We start from the raw sequence: 15,340 nt of genomic DNA on the forward strand, positions 1-15,340 counted from the left end.
GTTTTGGCTTCATCACTCCAGATGATGGCGGCGAAGATTTGTTTGCTCATTTCTCCGCAATCAACATGAACGGTTTCAAGACCCTCAAAGAAGGTCAAAAAGTTCAATTCGAAGTCACGCAAGGCCCTAAAGGCAAGCAAGCTTCCAACATCCAAGCAGCCTAAGCATCGCCGGCCCTCAGATGTGAAAAACCCCGTTTTCGAACGGGGTTTTTTTTCGTCCGCAGGGCGCGCAGCGCCCTGCCCCTCCATTACATGTGCTCGATCATCACCTCGCCGAAACCGGAGCACGACACTTGCGTGGCGCCCTCCATCAGGCGGGCGAAATCGTAGGTGACGCGCTTCGAGGCGATCGACTTTTGCATCGAAGAAATGACCAGGTCGGCCGCTTCCAGCCAGCCCATGTGGCGCAGCATCATTTCCGCCGACAAAATCAAGGAACCGGGGTTCACGTAATCCTTGCCCGCGTATTTCGGCGCCGTGCCGTGCGTCGCTTCGAACATCGCGACGGAGTCCGACAGGTTGGCGCCCGGCGCGATGCCGATGCCGCCCACTTGCGCCGCCAGCGCGTCGGAAATATAATCGCCATTCAAATTCAGGGTGGCGATGACGCTGTATTCGGCCGGACGCAGCAAAATCTGTTGCAGGAACGCGTCAGCGATGGAATCCTTGACGATGATGTCACGGCCCGTCTTCGGATTCTTGAACTTGCACCATGGACCGCCATCGATCAACTCGGCGCCGAATTCCTTTTGCGCCAGCGCATACGCCCAGTCGCGGAAGCCGCCTTCCGTGTACTTCATGATGTTACCCTTGTGCACGATCGTCACGGATGGCTTGTCATTGTCGATCGCGTACTGGATGGCCTTGCGCACGAGGCGCTCCGTGCCTTCGATGGAGACAGGCTTGATGCCCAGGCCCGACGTGGCCGGGAAGCGGATCTTGGTCACGCCCATTTCATTGACGAGGAAATCCATCAATTTCTTGGCCTCGGGCGAGCCTTGCTGGTATTCGATGCCGGCGTAGATATCTTCCGAGTTTTCGCGGAAAATCACCATGTCCGTCTTTTCCGGCTCTTTCACGGGCGATGGCACGCCCGTGAAGTAGCGCACGGGGCGCAGGCAGACATACAGATCGAGCTGCTGGCGCAGGGCCACGTTCAGCGAACGGATGCCGCCGCCAACGGGCGTCGTCAACGGGCCCTTGATGGACACCACGTAATCTTTGAGTACTTCCAGTGTTTCTTCCGGCAGCCACACATCGGGGCCGTACACATTCGTCGATTTTTCGCCCGCGTAGATTTCCATCCAGCTGATCTTGCGCGCGCCGCCGTAGGCCTTGGCCACGGCAGCGTCGATCACCTTGATCATGACCGGGCTGATATCGATGCCCGTGCCATCGCCTTCAATAAAGGGAACGATGGGATTATCTGGTACATTCAGCGAAAAATCGGCGTTGACGGTGATTTTTTGGCCGTCAGCAGGTACAGTGATATGTTGATACATCGTGATCTCCGAAGTGGGACACACCGCTGGCGGGCAACACAGGCCGGCGACGCGCTCTGCGGTTGCAGAGTTTACAAAAACAAGTCCGAACAGGGCGGCAACAACGCACTTTAGCAGGGAAAGAACACCCGGGCCATCCGCATCACCAAAGAAGCGCACCGCCATAGTCTTCTATAAGACATAAGACTAACGTTTCACATTATGCACCAGTATCTTACAGGGCGCCACGCTTTTGCGGCGCCGACCAGCAGCCACCATCGTTTGCACCCATTTATCCAGCATGCCACTCATTCTCTTCAATAAACCATTCCAGGTCCTGTGCCAGTTTTCGCCGCAGGACGGCCGCACCACCCTGGCCGACCATCTCACCATCCCCGGCATCTATCCGGCCGGCCGGCTCGACGCCGACAGCGAAGGCTTGCTGCTGCTGACGGATGACGGCCGCCTGCAGCACGAGATCAGCCACCCGGACCGCAAGGAAGCGAAAACCTACCTGGTGCAGGTCGACGGCGTGCCCGATGCGGCCAGCCTCGCGCGCCTTCAGGCGCCGCTGGACCTGGGCGACTTCATTACCAAGCCGTGCAAGGGCGTGCGCATCGCCGAGCCGGACTGGCTGTGGCCCCGCAATCCACCGATCCGCGCGCGCGCCGACAAGCCGACCTCGTGGCTGGCGATCACATTGAAAGAAGGAAAAAACCGGCAAGTGCGGCGCATGACGGCGGCCGTCGGCCTGCCCACCCTGCGCCTGGTGCGCAGCGCCATCGGACCGTTCTCGCTGGCCAGCCATCCACTGATGCCGGGAGAATGGTGCGAAGTGCCGGCCGAGAACATTGGCAAAGCGTAAAAAGGCCAGGAAAAGACTGCTGCGGCGCTAAATTTTGCCAATAAGCATTATTTATTTTTAGATAATGCATTAAAATCATCTGACCTTAACATGACGGAAAAGGAAAGATGATGAAAAAAGTAATGTTAACCCTGACCACATCCCTGCTTGCCGGGGCCGCACTGGCCCAGTCGGGCGCCCAGGTGCACGCTTCCGCCGCGACCGATGCCACCAAGCCGCCACCGGCATCGGCAGCCAGCCACGCCTCGGCCGCCACCGACGCCAGCAAACCCGTGCCACCGGCATCGGCCTCCGTCAACGCATCGGCTGCAACCGATGCGCCGCGCCTGATTCCCCAGGCGCGCAAGACGAAGCAGCCAGCCGCTGAAGCGGGCAAGCCCGTGAAGTAAGCGCGGTTCCCGGGGTTACGACGGCGAGCATGTTGCTGTAACCCCACGCTTTCGGCGCGGCCAGGCAGCATGCTTGACCAGGCAGCCGCCAGCATGGCTTAATCGCCGCTTCGCAGCCACCGTCCCGCCCCATGAAAAATTCCCTTTGCCGTCTCAGCCTGTCCATCGCCCTGTTGTCTTGCACCAGCATGGCCCAGGCGCAAACCAGGAGCTTGCAACTGTCGGCCGGCATGCATTTGATCCAGGCGGAAGTGGCCGCCACGGAAGAGCAGCGCGAACAGGGCTTGATGTACCGCGAAAAGATGGCGGCCAATGCAGGCATGCTGTTTGTCTTTGGCAATCCGTCCACGCAATGCATGTGGATGAAAAACACGCCGCTGCCCCTGTCCGTGGCCTTTATCGACTCCAGCGGCAAGATAGTCAACATCGAAGACATGCAGCCGCACACGCTCGACAGCCATTGTTCCACGAAGACCGTGCCCGTGCGCTATGCGCTGGAAATGAATCTGGGCTGGTTCAAGCAAAAGAACATCAAGCCGGGCATGAGCATCGGCAACTTGCCGGCGGCGCGCTAGGGCGTGACGGCGGGCCGCTAGCGGACGCGGCCTTAAAAATCAGAATGAAGACGCGAAAAAACCCGCCAGAATGAATCTGCGGGTTTTTGCTTTTCAACCAGTGCCAGCGTACCGGCACAGGCAAGGCCACCGTGGTGGCTTGCCTGCTGGCGAATATTAAGCGGACAGTGCTTTCAAAGCAGCTGCCAGACGGCTCTTATGGCGAGCTGCCTTGTTTTTGTGGATGATCTTCTTGTCAGCGATACGGTCGATGGTCGACACGGATGCTTGGAAGATTGCAGCAGCTGCTGCCTTGTCGCCGCCCTGGATCGCTTTGCGAGCAGCTTTGATAGCCGTGCGCAAGGTCGAACGTTGGGACGAATTGTGTGCGTTTTGCTTAACTGCTTGACGAGCGCGTTTGCGCGCTTGTGCGGTATTTGCCATGGAATTTCCTAAAACAGGGTCAAAGTGCGTTTGCAAACATTAGTGTTTGCCAACCGGTGCGTTCTGTGCGTCTGCCGAACCATGTGTGCCAAACCAGTGCCTGTCAAACATTAGTGTCTGCGTAACAGAATTCTGTACAGCCTTCGATTATAGCGATATTTTCAAGCGGGGGCAAATCAAAAAACCGTGTGTCACGCCAAAAACACGTGAAAATGAGGCGGGCAAGGGCGAATCGGTGGCAATTGTTACCATATTTTAACCGTTTGCCAGTACCGCTCCCGGCTATAATCTGCCCCCATGAACTTGCTTAAAACCCTCGCCGCCATCTCCAGCATGACCATGCTGTCCCGTGTAACCGGATTATTGCGCGAAAGCCTGTTCGCGCGCGCCTTTGGCGCCGGCGCCTACACGGACGCCTTCATTGTTGCCTTCCGCATCCCCAACCTGTTGCGCCGATTGTTTGCCGAGGGAGCGTTCTCGCAAGCCTTCGTGCCGATCTTGTCTGAATACAAGAATCAGCACGGCCAGGAAGCGAGCAAGCAGCTGGCCGACCATGTGGCCACCACCCTCGTCTGGGCCACCCTGCTCGTGTCCGCCATCGGCATCGTCGGCGCGCCCTGGTTCGTGTATGTGATCGCCACGGGTCTCTCCAAGGACCCGGGCGCTTTTGACGCGGCCGTGTGGATGACGCGGTTGATGTTCCCCTATATTACTTGCATGTCGTTCGTGGCCCTGGCCGGCGGCATCTTGAATACCTGGCGCGAATTCAAGATTCCCGCGTTCACGCCGGTGCTGCTGAACCTGTCGTTCATCGCCGCCTCGCTGTTCCTCGCGCCCTATTTGAAACAGCCGATCTACGCCATGGCCATTGCCGTGTTCGCAGGCGGCCTGCTGCAAGTGGCGATCCAGATTCCCGCGCTGATCAAGATCGGCATGCTGCCGCGCCTGTCGATCAATCCCGCCATCGGCCTGTCCGACGGCGGCGTGCGCCGCGTGCTGAAGAAGATGGGGCCGGCCGTGTTCGCCGTCTCGGCAGCGCAGATCAGCCTGATGATCAACACCAGCATCGCGTCGCGCCTGGCAGAAGGCAGCATTTCCTGGCTGTCGTATGCGGACCGCCTGATGGAGTTTCCCACCGCCATGCTGGGCGTGGCCCTGGGCACCATCTTGCTGCCCAGCCTGTCGAAGGCGAACGTGGATGGCGACAAGACGGAATACTCGGCCCTGCTGGACTGGGGCTTGCGTTTGACCTTCCTGCTGGCCCTACCCGCCGCCGTGGGCATGGCGACCCTGGCCACGCCGCTGATCGCCACGCTCTTCCATTACGGGAAGTTCACGGCCGAATCCGTGACCATGTCGACGCAACCGCTCGTGGCCTACAGCCTGGGCTTGATCGGCATCATCCTCGTCAAGACTCTCGCGCCCGCGTTCTATGCGCGCCAGGACATCCGTACGCCCGTGAAAATCGCCATCGGCGTCTTGATCGCCACGCAGCTGATGAATCTGCTGTTCGTGCCCTACATCGCCGTGGCCGGCCTGGCCCTGTCGATCGGCCTGGGCGCCTGCCTGAACGCCACTTTTCTCTACTGGGGCTTGCGCAAGCGCGGCATCTACCAGCCGAAACCGGGCTGGGCCAAGTTCTTCCTGCGCCTGCTGCCGGCACTCATCGTGATGGGCGGCGTGGCGTATGCGGGCGCCGTGCGCATCGACTGGATCGCCATGCAAGCCCATCCGTTGCTGCGGGCCGGCGCGCTGGCCCTGGTGGTGGCCCTGTGCGGCGTGGCGTACTTTGCCACGCTATTACTGGTCGGCTTCCGCTTCCGCGACTTCAAGCGCCATGCTTGACCAGCTGCGCAGGACGTTGTTGCCGGCGTCTTGCCTTAGCAGATTATCCAGTCGAAAAAAAACCCGCCGAAGCGGGTTTTTTTTCATTGCAGCGAAAGCTTAGTCAGCTTTCTTGGCGCGGCGGCGTGCGACGGCGCCAACCAGCGCCAGGCCGCCCAGCAGCATGCCATAGGTTTCTGGTTCTGGTACTGGCAGGGCCGAAACCGTGCCTACGTACTGAACATTTTTCACCAGGGTCAGGCCCGTGACTTGCACCGTGTAGGTGCCTGCGGCCAATTGACCTGCCCAGCTCAGATTCTGGATGCCGCTAGCCGTGCTCTTGGTCAGATCGCCATAGCCGACCAGGGTCGCTGCGAAATCCTTGATCGCGCCATTAGCAACGGAGAACGTTTGCAGAGCACCGAACGAGGTCGACGATGGAGCCAGCAACTGGAAGGTCCACGAATCATTGATCTCCGAATTGATGGCGAACTTGGTCGTGAAAGCCGACAAGGTATCGGAACCGGTTGGATCCAGGATACCCAGGTCGTAGGTTGCTGCCGATGCGCTGAACGATGCTGCTGCCATGATGCCTGCAGCGATAAATTTCAATTTCATAGTTTATCCCTTAAAAAGTAATTTATGGCTGCAATGCGCAGGCCACCAATAGTTTTAGTACCGGAAGTACTGAACAGAATGGTAGCATAATTACATCGAATTACTTATAAATATTTTATCGAAGTTTCACCTGAGATAACTATTTTCTAAATGAACTATTTGCCAGTATCTATGAATTTCTATGAAAAAATAGTTGCCGGCGCACACATTTATTTTTCCCATGTTTTAAGGTAAAAACGCCTATTCGGCAGCGTTTTCAGCGGGATTTTGCGGTTCTGGCTGCTCAACTGGCTCTGGCAGCGTTTGTTCTTGCGCTGGAGTAACAGGGCGAGAAAACAACGGTGGCTCCGGCAAGACGGGCGCGGTGCCGGTCTCATCACTCGCCGGCACAGTTGCCGCTCCCGTAGGCGGGACGGATGACACCCGGGCATCGGCCATGAAGCGCCATTCCGAGAAATGCGTCTTGCCTTCAAAGCCGGTGAACCGGGCCTCGAAATTGCCGATCTTTAATGGCGCCGTCTGCGACAGGCTGTGCACGCCAATGATGCCATTGCTGCCGGGCTGGTACAGCAAGCCCCACTCGGCGCGCCCCGTGATGGGATCGACAAACAGCTTGCGCAAATGCCGGCGCAACTGGGGCGTACGGGGATCGCGCAGCAAGGCGGCAAGGCTGGGCGGCTGTTGCGGCTGGCCCGGCGGCGTGGCGGCCGCATAGCTGTAGAGGGCATCTGAAAACTGCGCGCCGATATCGAGCAATTCCTGCTCTGCCGCCTGGCGCTGCAGCAAGGAACCCATCTTCAGGCCGGCCGCCCCTACCAAGCCCAGGATGGCCACCAGAATGATCAAGCCCAGGTACGTAAAACCGCGCTGGCGGCGCGCAGGACGGTGCATGGCCGCTACCAGTCGGCAAACGGCGTGCCGCTGCGGTCCTTGCCGGGCGCGCCGCTTTTCACGTCATACACCTGGCCCGGCGTATCGTCGGGCGGCGGCACGATGAGCCAGCTACTGTCGCTATCCGTGATGGGATCGATGGGCATGGCGCGCAGGTATTTCTTTTCCACCAATTGCTCCAAGGTATCCGGATAGCGCCCCGTATCGCCGTGGAACTGGTCGATGGTCGTGCGCAGGTTGCGCAAGTTATCCGCCAGCACGGTTTCCTTCGCCTTGTCGAGACTGGGAAAGTAGCGGGGCACGGCCAGGGTCAGCAGCAGCGCCACGATGCCGAGCACCACCAGCAATTCGATCAGGGTAAAACCGCGCGTGCGGTGTGGGGAGTTTTCAGCAGCCATGGTTCACCATAGACGGTAGGGCACGTTGTTCAAGCCGGTCTTGCCGGACGTGCTATATACATCGTACACGTCGTCGCCTTCGCGCGGTTCGGCCGCCTCGCTGGCGTAGCTGCGCTTGCCCCACGTTTGCGCATCGCTCAGGCCCGAATCCCCGTTGAACGGGTCGCGCGGCACGCGGCGCAAAAAGAACATCTTGCTGCGCTTCGGGCTGCGCTGATCCGGCACGCCCTCGACCAGCAATTCCAGGCTTTTCGGATAACCGCTGGCGTCTGTCGCGCGCACGATGCGGCCCTCGTCGCCGGCCCGTTTATAAGCATCGATCCCCTGGCGAATCTCGCGCAGCGCGCGCCGCAATTCCTGCTCCTGGCGCCGCTGCACCGTCACCTGCGTGACGGGAATGACCAGGGTGGCCAGCACGCCCAGGATGGCCAGGGTCACCAGCAGCTCGATCAGGGTGAAGCCGCCCTGCCCACCCTGCGCATGCGCCAGTCTCATTTGGCAGGCGGTGGCGGCGCCACGGGCACCGGCTGGCTCGACGACAGCGGCAAGGGCGCCGCCTGCAGCGGTACGGGCTGGCCCGACGATATCGGCAAGGGCGACGCGGCCGGCTCGGGCGACGGCGCCACCTCCGGCGCGGGCACCGTCTGCGGCAGCGGCGCCGGCAAAGCGCCCGGCGTCATCAGCGGCTGCGCCGGCGCCGGCTGCATGCCGACGGCCGACGGGCCGGAACGCACGATCACCGTGCCCGGCATCTGCGTGGGCGCCTTGGCTGCCATGTCGGGACGGCGGCGGAAGCTGCCTTCCGTGCCGGCCGAGAATTCCGATTCCTTCGCCTCCGGACGCTGCACCGTGCGCACCAGGTGCGGCGTGATCGACAGCACGATTTCCGTCTTCTGGCTGTCATCCTTGCTGCTGCCGAACAGCCGCCCCAGCACGGGGATGTCGCCCAGGCCAGGCACCTTGTTGCCCGAGCTGCGCTCCTCATTGTTGATCAAGCCCGCCAGCACCTGGTTTTCGCCATCCTTCAGCTGCAGCATGGTCGACGCCTGGCGCGTGCCGATCTGGTACAGGGTCGAGCCGCTGCGGGTGGTGGTGGCCGCGCCCAGGTTGCTCACTTCGAGCGAGATGCGGATGCCCACCTCGTTGTTCAAATAAATGGTCGGCTCGGCATTCACCGTCAGGCCCACGTCCAGGTAGCTGATCGATTCGGAAGCGAAGCCGCCCGTGCCCGGCGAAATGGTGGTGGTCACCACAGGCACCCTGTCACCGATGACGAACTTCGCCTTTTCCCGGTTGCGCACGCGGATGCGCGGGTTGGCCAGGATGTTCGCGTCGCCGTCCGTCTTGTTGGCGTTTGCCGTCACGGCCAGGTTGTTCACGCCGATGGTGCGCTGGTTCAGATTATTCAGGTCATTGATGGTCAGCCCCACGCCGCCCGACGTGCTCAATGGCGTCAGGGTCAGGCTCGAAGGCCAGGCCACGCCCAGTTCCATCAGGCGGCTGCGCTTGACTTCGAGGATTTCCAGTTCCAGCACCACTTCCGCCTCGGGCACGTCCTGCAGCGCGATCAGGCGTTCGGCCAGGCGGATCGCCTCTGGCGTGTCGCGCACGATGACGAGGTTGAGCTTTTCATCGGCCACCACGTCGCGCGTCTTCAGAATCGTCTTGAGCGTGTTGGCCACCTGCTTGGCGTCCGCGTTCGCCAGGAAGAAGGTTTTCACCAGCACTTCCTGGTACTCCTTCAATTTCGCCGCCACGTTCGGATAGATCAGGATCGTATTCGCATCCATCACCTGCTGCTCCAGCTGATTCGTCACCAGCAGGAAGTAGACGGCCGATTCCACCGTGCTGTTTTTCAGGAAGATCGAGGTTTTCGCGTCCGCCTTGACGTCCTTGTCGAAGACGAAATTGAGGCCGGAACGGCGCGCGATCAACTCGAACACCTGCTTTAACGGCGCGTCGCGAAACTCGATCGTGATCGGCTGCTTGTACGATTTGGCCAAGCCCGATTCGACCACGGGCGGCGCCGTTTTTTCATCGACGTCGCGCAGCAGCGTGCGCGCGCCCGCATGGTTCGGCTGCTCCGTGAGGATGGCGTTCAGGCGCTGGCGCGCGGGATCGTAGCGCTTGGCTTCGATATCCTTTTGCGCTTCGGCCAGCAGCTTGCCCTGGCGCTGTTCGCGCTCGAGCGCGCGCAAGCCGCTGTTGGCCCGCTCGTTTTGCGCATCGATTTCCAGCACGCTCATGAAGGAGGCGCGCGCCAGGTCGGCCTGCCCCGCCTGCGCCTGGCGCTCGGCCTGCTGCAAGCGGCTGCCGGTCGCCCGTTCGCGCGCCTGCAGATAGGCGCTGCGGTATTGCGCGTTGCCGGGGTCCTGCTGCAGCGCTTCCTGCAGCTTTTGCAGGCCGGCCGTCACCTGGTCTTGCGCGATCAGCTCGCGCCCATCGCGGTAAGCCTGCTGCCCTGCGCAGCCCGACAGCAGCAAGAGCAGCAGCGCCGATGAAAAGGAACGAGACATCACTCGGAAACTCCAATGTTGAGCTGCTGAACCTGGTTCAACGGCAGATAAGTGAGCGTCATGACGGGCGGCGCGATCGTCACGACCTTGTAGGCGCCATCGATGACGGTATTGGCGCGCACGATATACGTCTTGTCGGCGCGCGACAAAAACACTTCCCAAGCGCCGTCGGCGGCCGCCTTGCCCAGGTAGACGAAAGGCAGCGGCGGCACCATCGGCGGCGGTGGCGGTGCGGCCGTCACCGCTATTTTCGGCGGCGGCGGATTCCAGTTCTGGCTCTGGAAGACACCGCCGGCGCCGCCAAAGGTGTCGCCATCCTCGCCCGCCACTTCGCTGCGCGGCAGCAAGGCCAGGATGGCCGGCTGCGCGGCAGGTGCTTTGGCAGCCGCATGGCGCGCGGGCGCCACGGCCCGCTCCACGGCTTCGGCCACGTCGGCCACGGGCTGACGCTCGCCGAACAGCAGCAAGGCGCCCGCGCCCAGCACGCCGGCCAGCATCAGATAATGGCGCGGGGTCATGGCGTTTCTCCCGCAGCGCCAGGCGTATCGGTCAGATAAAAGGTCAGGCGCAAGCGCGCTTCGAGTTGCGTATCGGCGATCTGCTCGCGGCGAAAACTCAGTTCGTCCAGCGAGGCGAAAGGGACGGCGCGCAACGCTTGCAGCGCGAACTGCCACACGGCCGCATAACTGCCCTTCAGCGGCAAGGTCACCTGGTAGGTGGCGACACGGCTGGCCTTGTCGTAGCCGCTCTTGTATTCACCCTGCGCCAGCAGCAAGCCGTTTTTCGCAGCCAGGTCGAACAGCTGCTTGACTTGCTGCTCCGCGTGGCGCTGCTGTCCCAGGGCGGCATAAAAGCGCGCCAGGTTTTCGCTGGCCGTCGCCGGCGCCGCCGCAGCCACCACGGCCAGTGCTGGCTGCGGCAAGGGCCGCGCTTCCAGCTGCGCCGCCACGGCGCGCTGCTGCCAGGCCCAGACCCATGCAGCCGTACCCAGCGCGAGCAGGGCGACGGCCAGGCAGGCGGGCGCGCCCAGGCGGCGCAACAGCAGTTGCGAACGCAGGCGCAAGCTATTGAGATCGATGGCCATCATGGCGTGCCCCAGCGCGCTTCAAGCTGGAAGCGCAAGGGTTTGTTCGGATCGAGCGCGTTGATTTCATGGCGCAGCAGCTGCACGCGCATGCCGAACAGCTCCTGCTGCTTCAGTTGCGCCACATACGCCACCATGGCGTCGCTGCTGGTCGTTTCCGCCGTGATCTTCAGCACGCGCTTGCGCGCATCCGGTTCCAGCGCCAGCAGCGCGACCCCTGGAGGCGTGGCGCTGGCCAGCGCATCCTGCAAGTCGCGCCACGGCAGGTTCAATTGCAGGATGGCCGCATTCACGGCCGCCGCCTGCGCCGGCGCGATCGGCGTGGACACCACCGGCGCCGGCCCCTGCGTGGCGGCCAGCACGCGCTGCTGGGCGCGCTGCAACTGTCCCTCGCGCAGCTGCTGGCGCTGCAGCGCGGCGCTGCCGCTGTACGCCGCCGTGACGGCCAGCGCCACGCCCAGCGCGCCGATGCACCACGCCCAGGCGGGCACGCGGTGCAGGCTGCGGCGCCAGTTTGGCGGCGCGAAATCGATATCGAGGCGCGTCATGCCACGCCTCCGCTGTGCGCCAGCCGGGCGGCCGGCGACAAAGCGCCTTCGCCATCCGGCGCGGGAAAAACCTGGCATTGGAATTCTTTGACCGGCGTCAGCCATGCCGCTGGTACCGCGCCGCACAGCTGCAGCAGCGCCGGTGCGGACACGCCTTGCAGCAGCGCCTCGCGCGCCAAGGTCTGCGCCAGCCACTCCCTGCCAGCGCCAGGCGGCACGGGCAGCGCGCGCACGGCGCGCAGGCGGCCATCGTGGCGCACGCCCAGGGTCAGGGTATTTTCCTGCAACTGGCCAAACCAGGCGCCCGGCTTCAACGCGCCATGCCAGCGGTTCCAGTGGCGCGCGAATTGCGGCGTAATGAAAATCAGGACCAGCTTGCGTGCGTCGGCCACGCGCGTCAGCTGCGCCAGCAGCGCACGGGGCACGGCACAGAAAAACGGCGCGCGCGCATCCCAGGCGCTGCTGCTGCGCCACAAGCCGGGGGCATCGCCATACAGCGACTGGAAGCGCAGCGCGGCGGCCGCCTCGATGTCGGCCAGGCGCGCGGCGCCGTGCGGCATGTCCACTTGCCACAGGCGCGTCAGTCCATCGTCGAGCACCACGGACAAGGGCCAGCCCGCGTATTCGCCAGCCGGCAGTATCTGTTCCAACGCCTGGCCCAGGGCGGCAAAGTCGCCGTACGCCGCGTCGTCCGGCGCATACGCGGCTTCGCCCAGCGGCGTCCAGGCGGGCGCGCGCCAGCGGCTGCCGCGCCACAGGCTTACCTTGCCCGCCGCCACGCCCAGGCGTAATCCTTGTCCAAGACCTCTACGCATGCAGGGTGACCCTCTTGATTTCCGTGATGGTGGTGGCGCCCCGCTTGACAAGTTCCAGCGCCGCCAGGCGCAGGCTGCGCGTGCCGTTCGCATACGCGGCCGCCTTGATCTGGCGGATCGGCTTTTTATCGACGATCAATTCGCGGATTTCATCGGTCAGCACGAGGATTTCGGCAATCGAGCGGCGCCCCTTGTAGCCCGTGCCGCGGCAGTCGCCGCAGCCCTTGCCCTGCTTGAATTGATACTCCGCCACGTCGGCGCGCGCCAGGCCCACGCTGGCCAGCTCGGCATCGTCGGGTGTGTATTCCGTGGCGCAATGGGGGCAGTTGGTGCGGATCAGGCGCTGCGCCCAGATGCCGTTCAGGGCCGAGACAAACGCATACGGGTCGATGCCCATGTGGGTAAAACGGCCGAACACGTCGAACACATTATTTGCATGCACGGTGGTGAGCACCAGGTGGCCCGTGAGGGCCGACTGCACGGCGATTTCCGCCGTTTCGCGGTCGCGGATCTCGCCCACCATGATCTTGTCGGGGTCGTGCCGCAAAATCGAGCGCAAGCCCTTGGCAAAGGTCAGCCCCTTCTTTTCATTGACGGGAATTTGCAGAATGCCGGGCAACTGGTATTCGACGGGGTCTTCGATGGTGATGATCTTTTCTCGCCCGTTGTGGATTTCCGTCAGCGCCGCGTACAGGGTCGTCGTCTTGCCCGAGCCGGTCGGTCCCGTGACGAGCAGCATGCCGTAGGCTTCCTGCGCCAGCGCGCGCAAGGCGACCAGCGATGGCGAGTCAAAGCCCAGCGCTTCAAGGGTCAGCGCGCCGTACGCCTCGATCATGGCGCGCTTGTCGAGGATGCGGATGACGGCGTCCTCGCCATGGATGCTGGGCATGATGGAGACGCGCAAGTCGATTTCGCGCCCGCCCGATTCGACGCGGAAGCTGCCGTCCTGCGGCACGCGGCGCTCGGCGATATCGAGTTCGGCCAGCACTTTCAGGCGCGAGATGATGTGCTCGGCCACTTCGATGCCGTTGACGGACGTGGCGTGATCGAGCACGCCGTCGACCCTGTACTTGACGGCCAGGCCGCCCGCCGTGCTTTCCAGGTGGATGTCCGAGGCGCCCGCCTTCAGCGCGTCATACAGGGTCGAGTTGACCAGCTTGACGGCGGGGCTGGCCGCTTCCGAGACGCTGGCGAACGACAGCACGGCGGCCGTCTTGCCGTCGCGCCGCGCGTCGGTGGCGGCGCCCGGCAGCAGGCTGTCGACGGCGCGCGCCGATTCTTCCTGCTTCGACAGATAGGCGCCGATGTCGGCCTGCAATGCCAGGCGGATACTCAAGGCGCCCTGCCCCGCGCGCGCATTCAGCCAGGTTTGCAGGTCGAGATCGAACGGGTCGGCGATCACGCCCACCAGCTGGCCGTCGGCGGCGCGCAGCAGCACGCTGTGGCGCGCCAGCGCCTGCGACAATGGCAGCACGTCGAAAGCGGGAGACAAGGCCAGCATGTCGGCCGTTTCCAGCACGTCCAGGCCGAACGGGCGCGCCAGTTCGCGCACCACGGCGCGCGCCTCGATGCCGCTCAGTTCCTGCAATTCCTCGACCAGGCTGCGCTTCGATTGCCGGCTCAGGACGCGCGCGCGCTGCAGCAGCGCGGGGTCGATGGCCACGATGGGCGCAACAGGCGCGGATTCGGTTTGCATCATGAAATATCGCCGGCAAGGTCAAAGATGGGCATGTACAGCAGGATCACGATGGCCCCCACGACGAGGCCGATGGCAGCCATGAGCAGCGGCTCGAAGGTGCGCGTAAAACGGTCGATCCAGCGGCTGATTTCACCGTCGTAAAAAGCGGCCGACTGCGTCAGCATGGGGCCCATGTCGCCCGTGCGCTCGCCCACGCGCAGCATGCGCAGGGAAATGGGCGTCGTCAATTGATGCTGCTCGAACGCGGACGACAGCGGCTGGCCCGCCTCGATGGCGCCGCGCGCCTGTTGCAAGGACGCCTGCATGCCCGGCGAGACCATCGCCTGCACGGTGGCGATCGCCTGCACGATGGTGATGCCGCCCTCGGCCAGCATGCCCAGGGTCAGGTACAGGCGCGACAGTTCATAGATGCGCACGCGCTCGCCGATGCCGGGCAACTTCGCCAGCAGGCGCGCCACGCCGCCGTTGCGCAGCACGCGCCGCACGGCGGTGAACACGATGCTGCCGACGAGTGCCAACCCGAGCAACAGCAACACGCCATGCTGCGTGACGAACTGGCCCCAGCTGAGCATCACTTGCGACATCCAAGGCAGATTGCGCCCGGCGCCCTGGTAGACCTCGGCGAAACGGGGCACCACATAGCTGATCAGGAAGGCACTGACGCCGCCGCCCACGGCCAGCAGGATGGCGGGATAGATGGCGGCGCTGACGATCTTGCCGCGCACCGCATCGATGCGCTGCTGGTAGTCGATGTAGCGCGACAGGGCGCGCGGCAAGTCGCTTGTGCCCTCGGCCGCCTTGACGATGCCGATATACAAGGGAGGAAACAGTTCAGATTGCTCGCCCAGCACGGTGGAAAAGCGCTTGCCTTCGCGCAAGCCTTCCAGCAGGCGCGTGAGCACGCTGCGCGTGGCCGGCGACGCTTCTTTTTCCAGCAAGGCTTCCAGCGCTTCGACGATGCCCAGGCCCGCTTGCAGCAGCGCCAGCAATTCCTGGCTGAACAGCAGCAGGGGCAAGGCCCGCGCGCGCTGGCGCCCGGCCGCGCTGAACGGCGTGGCCCGCACGGGGCGGATGGCGCTGACAAACAGGCCGCGCGCTTCGGCCTGGCGGCGCGCGTCGGCTTCGTCGCGCCCGTCGATCACGCACGTCTGCAAGGTAGCTACGGCCTGGTCCGTGGAAAGCGCGCGTACTTCGAACTGCATGATGGCTTGT

At 63.1% G+C, this 15,340-nt stretch carries 18 protein-coding genes; 5 read left to right on the forward strand and 13 right to left on the reverse strand.

What is annotated here, in order from left to right:
- Positions 1-164, forward strand: a 164-nt coding sequence (locus tag ASN89_RS04100; protein ID WP_152988435.1) for a cold-shock protein, incomplete at its 5' end; no start/stop codon positions are given.
- Positions 165-250: 86 nt separating this feature from the next.
- Here ASN89_RS04100 and icd read toward each other — a convergent pair.
- A complete protein-coding gene (icd, locus tag ASN89_RS04105; RefSeq protein ID WP_046682579.1) occupies positions 251-1,504 on the reverse strand; it encodes an NADP-dependent isocitrate dehydrogenase in 1,254 nt (417 codons plus the stop codon).
- A gap of 280 nt (positions 1,505-1,784) precedes the next feature.
- Here icd and ASN89_RS04110 point away from each other — a divergent pair, with 280 nt between their 5' ends.
- The 3 genes from ASN89_RS04110 to ASN89_RS04120 all read left to right on the forward strand — a co-directional run bounded on the left by ASN89_RS04110 (position 1,785) and on the right by ASN89_RS04120 (position 3,312).
- Positions 1,785-2,348 carry a pseudouridine synthase gene (locus tag ASN89_RS04110; protein WP_058048374.1) on the forward strand — a complete coding sequence of 188 codons (564 nt, stop codon included), beginning with the start codon at positions 1,785-1,787 and terminating at the stop codon, positions 2,346-2,348.
- Positions 2,349-2,470: 122 nt separating this feature from the next.
- Positions 2,471-2,737: a hypothetical protein gene (locus tag ASN89_RS04115; protein WP_058048375.1), complete on the forward strand. Its 267-nt coding sequence runs from the start codon at positions 2,471-2,473 to the stop codon at positions 2,735-2,737.
- 131 nt (positions 2,738-2,868) lie between these two features.
- Entirely contained in the window at positions 2,869-3,312 is a 444-nt protein-coding gene (locus ASN89_RS04120; protein ID WP_058048376.1) for a DUF192 domain-containing protein, read from the forward strand.
- A gap of 156 nt (positions 3,313-3,468) precedes the next feature.
- Here ASN89_RS04120 and rpsT read toward each other — a convergent pair whose 3' ends face one another.
- Positions 3,469-3,735 carry a 30S ribosomal protein S20 gene (gene rpsT / locus ASN89_RS04125; RefSeq protein ID WP_010395935.1) on the reverse strand — a complete coding sequence of 89 codons (267 nt, stop codon included), beginning with the start codon at positions 3,733-3,735 and terminating at the stop codon, positions 3,469-3,471.
- Positions 3,736-4,032: 297 nt separating this feature from the next.
- On the opposite strand from rpsT, the gene murJ reads away from it, so the two are divergent.
- Positions 4,033-5,580, forward strand: a complete 1,548-nt coding sequence (murJ, locus tag ASN89_RS04130; RefSeq protein WP_058048377.1) for a murein biosynthesis integral membrane protein MurJ — start codon at positions 4,033-4,035, stop codon at positions 5,578-5,580.
- Between the two features lie 99 nt (positions 5,581-5,679).
- Here murJ and ASN89_RS04135 read toward each other — a convergent pair whose 3' ends face one another.
- The 11 genes from ASN89_RS04135 to ASN89_RS04185 form a co-directional block, all read right to left on the reverse strand.
- Positions 5,680-6,177: an FxDxF family PEP-CTERM protein gene (locus tag ASN89_RS04135; RefSeq protein WP_058048378.1), complete on the reverse strand. Its 498-nt coding sequence runs from the start codon at positions 6,175-6,177 to the stop codon at positions 5,680-5,682.
- 240 nt (positions 6,178-6,417) lie between these two features.
- Positions 6,418-7,068, reverse strand: coding sequence for a type II secretion system protein (locus tag ASN89_RS04140; protein WP_058048379.1), 651 nt, complete (start codon positions 7,066-7,068; stop codon positions 6,418-6,420).
- Between the two features lie 5 nt (positions 7,069-7,073).
- Positions 7,074-7,466, reverse strand: a complete 393-nt coding sequence (locus ASN89_RS04145) for a type II secretion system protein (RefSeq protein ID WP_046682586.1) — start codon at positions 7,464-7,466, stop codon at positions 7,074-7,076.
- Between the two features lie 3 nt (positions 7,467-7,469).
- Positions 7,470-7,961, reverse strand: a complete 492-nt coding sequence (locus ASN89_RS04150) for a type II secretion system protein (protein ID WP_058048380.1) — start codon at positions 7,959-7,961, stop codon at positions 7,470-7,472.
- A complete protein-coding gene (locus tag ASN89_RS04155; protein ID WP_058048381.1) occupies positions 7,958-9,982 on the reverse strand; it encodes a secretin N-terminal domain-containing protein in 2,025 nt (674 codons plus the stop codon). The genes ASN89_RS04150 and ASN89_RS04155 overlap by 4 nt, the downstream gene beginning before the upstream one ends.
- Positions 9,982-10,500, reverse strand: a complete 519-nt coding sequence (locus ASN89_RS04160) for a hypothetical protein (protein ID WP_058048382.1) — start codon at positions 10,498-10,500, stop codon at positions 9,982-9,984. The genes ASN89_RS04155 and ASN89_RS04160 overlap by 1 nt, the downstream gene beginning before the upstream one ends.
- Positions 10,497-11,069 carry a hypothetical protein gene (locus tag ASN89_RS04165; RefSeq protein ID WP_058048383.1) on the reverse strand — a complete coding sequence of 191 codons (573 nt, stop codon included), beginning with the start codon at positions 11,067-11,069 and terminating at the stop codon, positions 10,497-10,499. The genes ASN89_RS04160 and ASN89_RS04165 overlap by 4 nt, the downstream gene beginning before the upstream one ends.
- Complete coding sequence (locus ASN89_RS04170; protein ID WP_046682591.1) at positions 11,066-11,614, reverse strand: PilN domain-containing protein; 549 nt, start codon at positions 11,612-11,614, stop codon at positions 11,066-11,068. Before ASN89_RS04170 ends, ASN89_RS04165 begins: the two co-directional genes overlap by 4 nt.
- A complete protein-coding gene (locus ASN89_RS04175) occupies positions 11,611-12,429 on the reverse strand; it encodes a hypothetical protein (RefSeq protein WP_152988436.1) in 819 nt (272 codons plus the stop codon). Before ASN89_RS04175 ends, ASN89_RS04170 begins: the two co-directional genes overlap by 4 nt.
- Positions 12,422-14,125 carry a GspE/PulE family protein gene (locus ASN89_RS04180; protein WP_058048401.1) on the reverse strand — a complete coding sequence of 568 codons (1,704 nt, stop codon included), beginning with the start codon at positions 14,123-14,125 and terminating at the stop codon, positions 12,422-12,424. The genes ASN89_RS04175 and ASN89_RS04180 overlap by 8 nt, the downstream gene beginning before the upstream one ends.
- Positions 14,125-15,330 (reverse strand): type II secretion system F family protein, encoded by a 1,206-nt coding sequence (locus tag ASN89_RS04185; protein ID WP_058048385.1) that lies wholly within the window; start codon positions 15,328-15,330, stop codon positions 14,125-14,127. Before ASN89_RS04185 ends, ASN89_RS04180 begins: the two co-directional genes overlap by 1 nt.
- Between the last annotated feature and the right edge of the window lie 10 nt (positions 15,331-15,340).

The sequence above is a fragment of the Janthinobacterium sp. Ant5-2-1 genome (assembly GCF_001445815.1).
Classification (GTDB): Bacteria; Pseudomonadota; Gammaproteobacteria; order Burkholderiales; family Burkholderiaceae_D; genus Janthinobacterium; species Janthinobacterium lividum_E.